10 protein-coding genes are annotated in these 13,172 nt (G+C 35.9%); all 10 read right to left on the reverse strand.

The window, feature by feature from the left end; translation table 11 throughout:
• Positions 1 to 865: 865 nt before the first annotated feature.
• The 10 genes from LX69_RS11145 to LX69_RS11190 all read right to left on the reverse strand — a co-directional run bounded on the left by LX69_RS11145 (position 866) and on the right by LX69_RS11190 (position 12,949).
• Positions 866 to 1,861 carry a hypothetical protein gene (locus tag LX69_RS11145; protein WP_111446135.1) on the reverse strand — a complete coding sequence of 332 codons (996 nt, stop codon included), beginning with the start codon at positions 1,859 to 1,861 and terminating at the stop codon, positions 866 to 868.
• A 5-nt stretch (positions 1,862 to 1,866) separates the two neighbouring features.
• Entirely contained in the window at positions 1,867 to 3,681 is a 1,815-nt protein-coding gene (locus tag LX69_RS11150) for a DUF3696 domain-containing protein (protein WP_111446136.1), read from the reverse strand.
• 370 nt (positions 3,682 to 4,051) lie between these two features.
• Positions 4,052 to 4,909, reverse strand: a complete 858-nt coding sequence (locus LX69_RS11155; protein ID WP_111446137.1) for an HNH endonuclease signature motif containing protein — start codon at positions 4,907 to 4,909, stop codon at positions 4,052 to 4,054.
• Entirely contained in the window at positions 4,906 to 5,643 is a 738-nt protein-coding gene (locus LX69_RS11160) for an OmpA/MotB family protein (RefSeq protein WP_111446138.1), read from the reverse strand. The genes LX69_RS11155 and LX69_RS11160 overlap by 4 nt, the downstream gene beginning before the upstream one ends.
• Positions 5,644 to 5,650: 7 nt before the next feature.
• A complete protein-coding gene (locus LX69_RS11165) occupies positions 5,651 to 7,066 on the reverse strand; it encodes a MotA/TolQ/ExbB proton channel family protein (protein WP_111446139.1) in 1,416 nt (471 codons plus the stop codon).
• A 705-nt stretch (positions 7,067 to 7,771) separates the two neighbouring features.
• Positions 7,772 to 8,299 carry a hypothetical protein gene (locus LX69_RS11170; RefSeq protein ID WP_111446140.1) on the reverse strand — a complete coding sequence of 176 codons (528 nt, stop codon included), beginning with the start codon at positions 8,297 to 8,299 and terminating at the stop codon, positions 7,772 to 7,774.
• Between the two features lie 181 nt (positions 8,300 to 8,480).
• Entirely contained in the window at positions 8,481 to 9,935 is a 1,455-nt protein-coding gene (locus LX69_RS11175) for a hypothetical protein (RefSeq protein ID WP_146260714.1), read from the reverse strand.
• Between the two features lie 159 nt (positions 9,936 to 10,094).
• Positions 10,095 to 10,817, reverse strand: a complete 723-nt coding sequence (locus LX69_RS11180) for a hypothetical protein (protein WP_111446142.1) — start codon at positions 10,815 to 10,817, stop codon at positions 10,095 to 10,097.
• Positions 10,818 to 10,976: 159 nt separating this feature from the next.
• Positions 10,977 to 12,389 carry a hypothetical protein gene (locus LX69_RS11185; RefSeq protein ID WP_111446143.1) on the reverse strand — a complete coding sequence of 471 codons (1,413 nt, stop codon included), beginning with the start codon at positions 12,387 to 12,389 and terminating at the stop codon, positions 10,977 to 10,979.
• Complete coding sequence (locus tag LX69_RS11190) at positions 12,386 to 12,949, reverse strand: RNA polymerase sigma factor (protein WP_111446144.1); 564 nt, start codon at positions 12,947 to 12,949, stop codon at positions 12,386 to 12,388. Before LX69_RS11190 ends, LX69_RS11185 begins: the two co-directional genes overlap by 4 nt.
• Positions 12,950 to 13,172 lie beyond the last annotated feature (223 nt).

Raw genomic sequence — 13,172 nt, forward strand, 5'->3', positions numbered from 1 at the left:
ACAGCCGGATTTTGAATAAACACCAACATGACGTTATATCGTGAATAATGATCGAAACGTTTTATAAACTCAACATACTTTATAAAGTCTTCTGAAGTTCGTAGAATCAGACTGTTATTAAAGAGTTGATCGATGCTATTTTTGTCATGTATGTAATTGGGAGTGAGGGTTTCCATATCTTGATTTTTGGTTTTAAATAAAGATATCAACCTTGATTTAATAAAGCAAATTTTAGGATATATTAATGAGTGTGCTAGTTTTGACGTGTTATGTGCAAGAAGTCTGAACCTAATAGGCATCGGATTAAAAAGAATGGCTAAAATCAATAAAAAGGCACATTGTTCAAAGCGGCACCAACAAGGGAGGATTACCGCTATCGGATGGCCGTATGCTGCGTAGCCTCTTTTGCTGCAAAGATTTAGGTTGGTAGATGTCTTACGGTGGGAAAAAATTAGTAAAGCAGAGAAGGAAAAATGAGGAGGAAGAACGCACACGGGTTACAAACTGGAGCCAATGAATGGTGTTCTTTTGGGTAAACATTCACAATTACGACAAAGACTACGCACAAAGACCAAGCCGAACTGCTCCCCCAAAACTTCAATACACAAAAAGCCAATCATTATTAAGGTCGTCTCCTAAGCTTATCATAGTTCTCTGAATGTTTTGGAGAAACTCTCAATGACCATCTCTCAGTTGTTTGCAAAACAAGACGGGGTTGGCCGAATGCTTACACTCCGAATAGCTATGGGCAGTTACAAACTGCTAGTTAGGATTAGGCGAAGTCAAAGACATTCGCCGAGCGAAAAAGAAAACTACGCTTAGCTGAGGCGTTATTACAATTCACTAACTAAACGACATTGGATCATTATCTGCAATCGTAAAGTAACTTGTTTTTCTCAATTTCACCTTTTACCCTTTGAGATGCATTGTGCTGGCTATATTGAGCTATCAATAGCCGCAATGATTGAAGGATGGAGCTGGATGATTGATGCAGTTCTGGGTCCACTAGTGGCAGTACATGCATTTCGGTACCCTTGGTCACTAGTTGACCTTTGGCATCAAAATAGTTGAACGAATCCCCCGAAGTCCACCTTGTATAATTCGTCATGATAAACCGATCGTGTTCTTTCCAAACCGAATCACACAATAATAGACTAATAGTCGCTTTTAAGCCATGACGCCTTTTAATCCCGAGCAACATATCGTAGTAATAATCAATTTGACCTTTCCTGCCACCTTCGAAAGTTACCAACGTGAAATTATATTTAACCGGCGTGCTTTCATCCAATACTTTCATTATCTGCTCTAAATTGGATGGTACGAGTGATGGGTCTGATAGGATATAAGAATCCACCATCACAACATCCGTAAAAGGCAGTATAAAAGGTTTTAAGTCATACCATGTCTTAATGATACAATCGTTTATGGTTTTGCGAATTGGAATAGACGTTGGCAAGTGGAGCATTTTCAGCTTTGACCAACCGTCGATATAATCATCATTGAAACCTATCACAAAACCATTCTTTTTCCGAAATTTCATCTTTTCAGCATCATCTGATTCATTCAAGAAATAGACTGAAAATGGGGATTCGCTTTTCAGTTCATGCTTATAAGTTTTAAGTGGTTCGTGTGTAAACTTGGCAACTCCACGTCCTTGGGTCAGACCATTGATAAAATGACCATAGAGAGGGTTGGTAATTAATTCATCTAGGGGGTTAATGATGCACAGGTCTGTCTCTTTCTTTAAAAACTTCCAAAAGCTATTCCACAATTCTATTTCCTCTAACTCTCCAAGCGGGGCTTGTGGGGGCTGTTTTTGAAAAAAATCCTTCAAAAGCATTACGTCAATATACGTCTTCATAGGTTTCAATTTGACGCTTGCAACTTCAATAAATCAACGGTCAACCGAACCGATTCATCGAAAAAACCAGTGCCAAAATCTTGTTTCAAAATGCCGTCTGGTCTCATCTCTAGTCGTTTAATTTGTTCACCCTCATAATTCTTGTGAGGATTTTCAAAATACAAAATATTAACATCATCTGGCTTAACTTCCTGTTTGGCAACAAGGTATTGTAGTTTTCTTATAAAATATTCACTGTGTGTTTCAACTACAAATGTTTTACCAACGCTACTGTTTACCAGCATTTCTGCCAATAAGCTGTGAAAGGCAGGGTGCAAATTGGCTTCTGGTTCTTCGAGTATAATTATACTGCGGTTGTCGGCAAAGGCTAGTCGAATTATTAAATGGATGATTTTATTGATGCCTAGACCATTATCGACCATTGGTTCAAATTTGCCGTTTCGTTTTACGTAGTAGGCATATCCAAGTATTGCATCACTAAACAGTATGGGTTCGATCTTCAGCGCATCGGCAATATCGAATGCTTTTAGCCATTGGTTAATAAATAATTCTTTAGCTTGGGCTTTGTGCGGTAAGAGCTTTGTATTGGCATACTTAAAAAACAAAGAATTGCTACTGTCGTTGGTTAAGTAATAGCGTTTAACTTCAATTTTATCTTCACTTAAGTTAATACGCCCCATTTGTTGGCGTAATGCTTTTATCAAAGCAGAAATCCCTTGCCCTAAGTGCATGATATGATTGAGGCTATATGACTCTGTATAATTAAAAAATTTTTGAAGGCTAGATGTGTTTTCATCTATTACCGGGTCAAATAAAGTCTTAGCTTCGCCAGTTTCAATCAGAATTTTACCAATTGTGTCGCCAATAAAGGGTTCATTTGTTAAAATTTCCAGCCAAGCCCCCTTGAAATTATTCCATCTACCACTGCCACTGCTAGCTTGACTAATAACATCTTCCGGTTCAAAAACACCAATAGAAAACCAATTGTTATTTAAGGTGTACAATAGTAATTTCTCCTCAAATAATTTGTATGCCGATATAAAATCCACCTCCGTAAAGATATTGTTATTAGCAAGAATGGTGCGTAGTTCGATTTGTTGTGGTGATTGCGTATTTGAATAAAACACCCCCTCGCTGCCAAGTACATTTGTTGCAAGTTGGGTGTTCACTAATAAGTCATCAATTGCTGATTTATTTGGCTTGGTTCCGTCTTTTGCAAGTAACTGTATTTTCTCTGCTAGCATACTAGGTCTTATGGTGCTGGCAATTGTTTGCAAGTCAATGTTTTTTATAACCCATCTATAGTCATCTAATATCAGATCATTAACAGCAACGTCAACTGCTCCTGGATCATAAGTTGTTGGTTCTATCTCGAAATGAAGGATTGCACCATTGCTCAACGTTTGTGTACATGCTATTAAATCAGCTCTATTCGCATCGTTGGTAACTTGGTAGGTTAAGGTTGTTTTGGTGCTGGCATAATACGATGATTTACAATCAATATTATTAGAAGTGCCCTTTTTATTTGCTCTTAATTCTACTCTATTAAAAAAGGTTAGTTCGAATTTCTTATTGCCAGATTCTCTATTGATTAAGTTTTCGAAACTACCAATTTCGGCAGCTAAATCGGGTGTGATATTTAACCTTTCTATGCGCAATTTGCTGCCAGTTAAATAGCCATGTTTTAATAGAGTAAGAATTTTTTGAAGAGCACTTTTACCACTGTTGTTTGTGCCTGTGAGAATTGTAAACGGCATCAGGTCTACTTCTGTATATTGGCTAAAAACCTTTATGTTTTTAAATCCGATTTTGTTTATCATTTCTTTGGGTTGTTTCTATTCGATTCCAAACATTATTTTTTACACTCAACACATCCCATGTACGGACTACGGTGTATTGATGAGTACTTGCCGAAGGCCGCAAACATAAGAATGCATAGGCGGAGTCTTCGCACAACGCGAGTCTTCAGATTGCAGTTTTACACTGCAAGTCATATGTTTTATCATCGGTACATGTATACAACGTTGGGGATTGCGGGCTTCGGCCCTATCCGCCGACACAAACGCGCGCCAGCTTCGGGGATTGCGGGCATCGGCTCTGCCTGACGTTGCAGAACAACTAACACAACCACTTAACCACAAATGTTTTATACATGACACTGAGCGTCTGGCCTACTGTTTTCGATATTTGTCATCCGTTTTCACTGTCAAATCTGTTTAAGAGTTCCGTATTTTTAATTTCTAAAATATGCCTGTATTTATTTACAAAAGTTTTTAGCTCAATCAACATTCTCCTTTTGTTAAATTCTCCGCCATCATTAATGTGCTTGTAATAGTGACATAATTTGTCAAGACATTGTAGATTGGAAGTGTCGGTATTTGTTAATTGGTATCCAATTATATGGTCGGTATCTATAAATCGTTTGTCGTAAGTGTTTTCAAGGTCTGAACCTCCAAAACCACAATTTTCACAAGTATAATCAACAGTTTTCTTATAAGCAGTTGAAATTTTTTGCCAATTAAATGGCCTACCGAATATATCAGTATTTTCAGAAGGTTTTTCAATCTTTCTTTTTGGGACTAAATCTAACGAATTGTAAAAATCTACTGTGTTTTTTAATATTGACTGACCATTCTCTTTTAGTTTAGCTTTGCAATTAGCACATAGCTCAAGAACAACATCCTCATAATAAATTTTGGGGTATGAAAACCGTTCAGTAATAGTGACACATTTGGTGTTTGACCAATTATAGTATTTGTCAAACTTGCCATTAGCTTTGAAAGACTGAATCGTTGAACATTCAACTAAATGATATTTTGGCAATCTGTTTTCTTGAACCTTATAGTCTTTATTGATAAAATATCCTTTTTGCCAAATACCATTTACATTTAAATAAACACCATCAATTCTCCATTCTATATTTTTCTTTTTTTCCTCTTCTGTAAAGTCTTTAGTCCCAATGAAAACATTATCTTCATATTCATCAAGACGTTTAATCCCAATGGAATCAAGAAAACTATGGCTTATATTAAAATCGTGTAAATTCATTTTGAAAGTTCCTTTATTACCTTGTCAACAAGACTTTCGCTAGTTGTAATTATCCTAAATTCAACCCTTCTTGAGAATTTATTATTGGCAGGCTTACCGCTTACTACAGTTAATTCTTTATTGTCATCTAATGTTCTGCCGTATGACAAGCCATTAGCTGTTAACCAAAATTGAAGCTTTTGTTCTGTTTTATTGTTCAAGTTTTGGTAATATTCCATATCTCTGAAGTACTTTAAAACTTGGGCAGAACGTAACTGGGACAAAATAACATTGCCAATATATGAGTCTCTGTCATATTGATATGCAGGAACGGTATCAGTATGCCCTTCAATTCTAATTTCTGCAATTTTGTCTGTGTATTTTACTTGAAGAAGAATGTCAAAATATCTAGGCAAAAAATCATCCAAAATGGTTGAGAAATAAGGTCGAATGTTGGTTTGTCCTGATTCGAATAATACTTCGGGATTTGTAAATTTTATAGAAAGGTCTTTATCTAATTCAACTTGCCACTCTTTAAAATCGTCTTTGAATGTGTTTTCAAGCTCTGAATAAAGTTGTTCCTTAGTTGCCTTAAATTCTTCAAAAATCACATCTCGTTCTTTTTGTTTATTCTGAACTTCAATAATATAAGAAATGGCTATAAACATAAATATAACCATCAAGCCTGTCATAATATCCGAGAAGGATATCCAATTATTTTCGTTTCCCTTATTATTTCCTTTAGAAATTGCCATAACTCAATTAAATATTCTTTTTAATAAGTCTTTGAATCAACTCATCAAGGCTTGTTAGTGTCAGCTTTAATTGGATTTGAAATTCTGCATTTACTTCGTCTAAATTATTTCTAATTTCGCTTGAGGCTTTTGTAATTATTCCGAGTCCTTCATTTAATTGTGTCTTAGTTTTTTTCCAAAATTCACCATCAATAGATTTTATTTCCTCAATCTCTTTTAGTCTATCAATGAGAATTTCAACCGACTCTTTAAAGTTATGCTCATCTAAAATCCATTGGTTTAATTTGTTAGTCGTTTCGTCAAATGCTTCAGTATTTTCTTTAAGGATTTCGACCGTACTAGTAAGATTCGAAACAATCTCAGTAAACTTGGTATCGTCAACCATCACTTTTTGCAGTTCTTTGATTAGCTTCGTCAAATGACTGTTTTCATTCGTTAACTTGGTTGTGTTAACGGTTATCTCTTTAATTGAAGTTGCTGAAATTTCAAAATCTCCTGATACCTTTTTGAATTGATTTGTCAATTCTGAAATCATCTCTTTATTCTCTTCCTGCCATTTGTTCATCCGTTGAACACTATTATTTAATTCTTGGAAGTTTTCTTGCACAAGCCTTTCAATTAGTGCAGACATTTGAGTGTTAAATTGTTCCGTTGCACTTTTCATCACTTCCACTAAAGCTTCTGTATTGTTCTTAGCTAAGAGTTCTGAAAACTCATCGAATTTCTGGCGAATCAATTCATTATTCTTATTCATTGATTCAATAATCCAATCAATGTTTTTCTTGGTCTCTTTTGAATATTCGTTCTGTTCAGCTCTTAATTTCTGTATTTGCGTTAGTAAACTTGTTTCTCCATCACCACCAAGTGCTAATTGAACTTTTTCTATTGTTTTATTTTGAATATCTTGTTTGTTATGCAATTCTGCAAACTGATTTCTTAGCTTAAAAATTTGTGTTGATATACTATCATCAGTTTCGCCAATAAGGGATTTGTTGAGTTGAAGAAAATTCTCGTTTGATTGCTTATTCCCCTCCTTTAATAACAATGAAATTTCTTGCAAAGCTGCAAGTTCGTCGGTGGGTTTTGGTGGCGATTTTTTATCTACGCCATGCAGTATAATTTGAGATACTTTTCCAAAGATTAAAGACAAAACAATACCCCAAATTGAAGTGGAAAATGCTGTTTTCATACCGTCCAATAGTGATGGTATACTTTCTGTAATCTTATCGACATCAAAATTTTGTAGTCCGAAATAAATGCCTACAAATGTTCCTAATATTCCAAGTGTTGTAAAAACTGTTGGAATAGATTCATATACATAACTTACAACCCGTTTCTGAGTCCAAACTCGATATATATAGTAAATTGAGAAAAGTGTCCAGCCAATTATTAGACTGTAAATTACAATAGTATATGTAGCCATTTTATATAAATTGATTCAAAAATTTTCTGTCATTAACCATATTATTGGTCGCAAAATATAGTGCTGTCGCTTTTTTTGCATTGGTGGTTACTAATTAATAATACCAATGCTCTCCCCATTCAAGAAGCAAAGCAATCAGTAGGGATTACTATTTAGGGCATTCAAATAATTTTAATGTTATTGCCTGGCCACAAATCATCTCACTAAACGTTATTAATGCTAGACATGTGGGATAACATGATATATCCAAAACTAAATAGCTAGATGTTGTTCACACGACTTACACAAAAAAGTTAATTTAGCTTGTTCATATTTAAAACCAGGAAAATCGGATGTCACTCAAGTTGTTGATTACCTAACGCTTGCCTGTTAATATTCCTTCCAATTGTTTGCATTTCAAAAATGATTAAAAGTAGCATTAAACCACATTGCAATAACAAATGAAATGTTTTCATAAATATGTTTTAAAGCATGTATAGTTACTCTTCAAAACCATTCCAGTAAATTGAATTTGTAGTGTTATTAAGATGGGTAGATTGTGAGCTATACTAAGCATGTATATATTGGTAGCATAAAGTTAGCAGACATCTAAATGAATATACAGGTGGTATTAACTAAAGTATCGGATTACACGTAGCAAACTCGCTCCAGGTAAAAGATCTTAATCAATCAAATTATTAAGTTTCTTCATTTGAAAAGACAAATTTACAAATTTACTATACCAGTTATTTCTCTATGATTAATCACATAAGAATTTGGCTCATTATATGGGGTCAACTCAAAAGTTGCATCGATATTCATTTTCTCAAAGTATTTCACAATTTCAGACATCACCATTTCTTCTTCACTTTCATAAAGCATTGGTGATTCGTTACTTCTTATTGTACCCCAATGATTAAATGACACTTTAATAGTCACTAATTTACCACCATAAAAGACAAAATTCAAAGTTGGATAAAAGCCTTTGCTTTCCACATAATCTTCTCTATTAACAACGGTGGCTCCATTTCCTTCAAAATAATTAAAGCTTGGCAATGTATAAAGATCCTTCAGGCCAGAATAATGATGCTTCATTTTTTTATCAACAACATTTAAACCTGTTGTATACTCATAATCCGAATATGACATACCTTTATAATAACCAAGATTTTTAACCGCATCATCTTCATCAGAATCACTAGAAGAGCATGAAACAAAAACAAATAGGAATAATAGCAATGCAATGTTTTTCATTTTTTAGGCCTTTATTGTTATTAATATACTGTGTAAAAATCTTTATTTGGGCAACAACGATTCCATAAATTATATTCATGAAGGATTAGTTGCTTTGATTTAGAGGCATTTAAAGTAAGTTTATTAATAGCGCTGAAAATTAACAGACATCAGAATTAATAGCTTACCATAAGGGATTCAATTAAAGAATCGACCTTAATTCATCAGGGCTATCGACTTTAACGGCTTTTAAATCAATAGTAATTTCGTCAGCATTAAATTTGTCGGTTGACATTAACTGATCGAATTCGGCACCCGTAAAGATTCCAATCTCGCCCGATTGAGTGATTAATATTATTTTGTTGGTTCCCAAAAAGAATGGGCAAACAACCGGGTTGTAGGAATCAGCATAGGAGACGCTGGTGAGATTGCTGTTGAATACGGCCACTTTTTTGATATCTGAATTTTTTACCGGCACATTGTTGATTGTAAAGTTCAATGTTGGTTTCATTTGACTGTAATACACAGGTCTGTCGAAGTTGAAAACACCCATTGAATAGAGTTCGGTGGTGTATTCAATTAAACGGGTATTTCGAATAATTCGTTCTGTTTCGGCGATTTCCAATTCACACTCTTTTTGTTTAGCCATCAATTGTTCGGGCGTGTATCGCAGCAGATAGCGCAGATGGGAAACGACTTCAAGAATGAACGAGAACTGACGATTCTCTTTGGTATCTTTGATTGAAAATCGATATTTATTGGCATTGATTTTTTGGATTGACGACAATTCGTCATACTTTTTAGTTTGTTGATTGTAATTCCACCCCCAGTTGGTTTTAACCCAATTGGGGATTTGCAGTGGTGCATCAGATTTCCAAAGAATTTCGCCATAATCGTAACGATTGCCGTCGAGAATAATGGTAGGATTTGAATTGAAACTGACATCGAGGGGTTGCAAGCCATATTTTTTCATGTTTTCGACCATTGCACGCATGTTTGCTTTATTGATGCGATTGTAATCATCGCCCAGAAAGACATCAGCCATGCGTTGCAAGTCAAATACATAAAAGTTTGGAGGTAGGGGGATGGAATATTCAGGTTTTAATGATGAGAGGTGTTTTTTTAATGAATCGACAGTGGGGTTATATTGCCAAGAAGGAATGCCGATCAGTTGCCAATCGCCTGTATTGTCATCCATTTTAAAAAATCCCTGACGCGTGTCGGTAAAGTTACTGCCAATGGTAATGGTAATTGGTTTGTCGTGTATGATGTTTACCGATTTACCATTAGAGCTAGCACGAAGTTCGAACATGCCGGCAGTTTCGAGTGACATGTTATCCTCCGATTTGAGATATCTCATGGGCATTCCGGCCAGGAATATTGAAACCGCATTGTCAAATTGCCTGAATTTTAATACACAAGGAGATGATAGTAGATTGCCAACGCTATCGCATAAACTTGAAGCGATAATTTTGATTTTTGTGCCATTGGGCAGGCAAAATGTTGAGTCGGCCAAAGGGTTGTAAGCAAGTTCGGTAAATGGAGGATCCAGCTTGGTGATTGGGGGTTCAATTTTAAACGTTGTGTTGCTGTTGCAACTCACTAATAAAAGCATCATGGAGATGCCAAGCATGTTGAATAAATGTGTTGTTTTCATCTGTTTGTATTTAATTAAGAGGTTGTAAAAGAATGCTTTCATCCATGTATTATAGTAATTACTCTAATTAGGAAATCATACTTGGTTATGCTGATTATCGTTTGGTGCACATAACGTAGTGTCCTTTATGGTGTTTTATGAAGTGACATCATCGGAAGGTTAGTTTGGGGTTAGAATGATTTTTGGGGCATCGTTCACAAAGAAGTACTCAGCCACTTGAGAATATGCAAAGGGGTTTTCGCGTCCCGGGCCGTATGGAAAGGTTTTTTTCTTAGAAAAATCCTTTAAGTCGTTGATGTCGCAATCGATTCCTTTGTTGTAAGCAGCCGAAAGAAGCTTCAATCGATCGTGAGTGTCAATATTTTCATGGGAAAACCGATGATTGCAGATGGCAATGAATGCACTGAGGTAACGCAATTGCCACTTAAAGAGTTGGAGTCTTGTGACTCTTATTTTTCTGATTTGTGCAGAGTCGGAGTTTGGGACATCAAACTTTACTAAATCGCTGTATTTCAAACATAAATTATCGGAACCGGAAATATAATGCTCAATTTTTTCGGCAAAAGAAGGTTTCATCTGGCACCAACCAATTGAAAAATCGGCGGCTTTGCTTCCTCTGTTCACATAAAGCAGTTGCAAGGCAGTTGTTTCAAACAGATCACGCCATAGAGAGTAGCGCAGCATCTCGGGAAAAACAATAGATATGGCTTCATGAACCGGAATATCACATTGCATGAGTGCTTTATTTATGAGTGCTTTATTGGAAGTGCATTGATATAAAGCATCGGTATATTGAGTATCGAACCACTGTCGGGGATTTGTATTGCAATAGATGTTCAATGACAAACCACAGAAAAGGATTACCAATATCAATTTGTTCATAGTTGTGTTTTTTAGTTAGGTGATTGGTTTTTTTACAATAGTTCGTTAACACCAATAGTTGTCTGAGATGGTTTTGCGGCAATCTTGATTTATCGGTTAGCTGACCCCCTCACATCACAATTGACTTTGACAATTCTGATGATATTACAGTCAGCGGATTCATTTTTTTAGCATTGTGGTGGTTTCAGTCGAATAACCGGCCATTTTATCGCATCTGATCCAACCCAATTTTGACACTAAAACCACATGGCTTGTGGTGGTATTGAACTTCGATTTTTCATAATAGAGAGGATCTATCAATGTGGTTAAATAGAAGCGGTATTTTCTATTCACTAAGTCACTAAATGCGCTTTTGCGTTTGTAATGGTCGGCATACCCCAAGAGCCTGTTTTTAAAATCAGGGTGCATGTTCTTACTTACGCTGGTCATTACAACATCCTTATCCGCTTGATTATATTGAAACTCGCAATTAACCTGCCCGTGGGGCATTTGGACAATCCATTCCTCTTTGGTTGCTCGAAAACCCAGAGAAAGAAATGAGTCGAAGGGATCCATGGCCGCTAATGAATCGAGGGTGGCAGGGGCGATGGGTTGTATATTTGAAAAATCATTGATGGTAAAACCATTTTTCTGGTATGCGATACTTGTTATTAGAAACTTATCCGTGATTGGATCCGGTTTCCAATAGATGTGGTTCTTTTTCGAAGTGCCAACAAATGCAATCATCATATTGCGTACTTCTTCATCAGAAGAGTTGCGCTGTCTAGGTAAGGCAATTTGAATGGTTTTGTCCTGGTGCAATTGCAATTTTTCGCCTTGAGAATAGGCTTCAATATAAAACGCATTACCTATTTCAAGAGTCGTCCCGTCATTGAGGGACGTGGACAACCCGATACGCATCAAATCGCTATTTGAAACGAATTCGATAACCTGTATTTCAATTGATTCATTCGCTTTTGTTGAAGGGGCATTGAAAGCATCCGGAGGGAAAAAAAATTGAGTGCCGTTTTGACCTTTAATGATACCGCCTGTTGAATTGTTGATGGTGAAGCTTTGATGATTCATCACTTTACCCAATATGTCCTTGACATCAGCTTTTGTAGTTGAAGGATAAATTGGCTCATCGTTGGTCAATCGAATCGTATTTTCGTCAGGAACATTCGCCTTTAAAGTATCGACCAGATAAGGTTTTTCAGCGATACCGATGGTTTGTTCGATTATAATAGATGAGTCTGTAGGGTTAGAAGAGTTCTCAGCATTTACCATTACAACCTTGTGAGACAGATGGTAAGTCAGAAACGCAGCGGCCACGATGGCGATAATGACGATGTTGAATTTTGGGTTTTTAAATGAGAAGCGATAGCGATGATGAAAATGCGTGCCGGCATCTTGAATGGTGCTTTTCAGATGGTTTGTTTTTATGATGTCGATGAGGGTACTTTGAATCTCGACATCACGTTTTAGTTGACGATCTGACGCAAGTTGGGCTTCAAAAACGGATTTATCAACGCCCGTTAACCTGCCTAAAATATAGTCCTCAATTCTTTTAGTTCGTTCAAGTTCAGTTCTCATTGTTCTATGTTTACTGGATGATCAATTATTTCAGAAACCAATTCACGCGCCTTCATCAGACACTTATATTTTTGGGTTTTTGCCGATGTTTCACTTTTAAGTCCGATGTATTTTGCCATTTCAGCCATTGAAAGACCTTGAGCATAATACATAGAAAGGATCTTCATGCATCTTTCACCCATTTGATTTAAGACGGAGTTGAGGGTATTGTGTTTTTTCTCTCGTTCGATAAAAGTGTCGATATTCACATCAAATTCAGCACTTTCGTGGTCAGCAACAAAAGGAATCGTTTTACCCTTGTTTCGAAAATGTTCGTTGGTTAGGTTTTTGCAAATACTGAATAAGAAAGTATTCAGCGAGCATTTTAAAGTGAATTTTTCATCTAAAAGTTTCTCAATCAAAATGAGGAGAGCTTGTTGGAAAATATCTTCTGCATCTATTTTTGCACCCCCCGTTTTGATGAACTTCGTTTTAAAAGCAGGATAATTTTTGTATAAGCAATTCAAGGCTTTGGAGTGAGAACCTTGTCTTATAAATTCGATGATTTTTAAATCTTCCATAGATGCTTTTTTCTATTAATGCAGAAAGCTTGAAAAGGTAACCATTGAGAGAAGCAAAATTTCAAAATTGATCATTCAATTTGGTATTGTCAACAGAGACAATGATATAACTGGGTTTGTGTCGCAAAAATGAACTTACAACCAATAACAACATCGTTAATTGCAAAAAAAAGACAGGGCGACCAAAGACACCCTGTATAATTATTTATCGACCGATAAAATC

The sequence above is a fragment of the Breznakibacter xylanolyticus genome (assembly GCF_003254275.1).
Classification (GTDB): Bacteria; Bacteroidota; Bacteroidia; order Bacteroidales; family Marinilabiliaceae; genus Breznakibacter; species Breznakibacter xylanolyticus.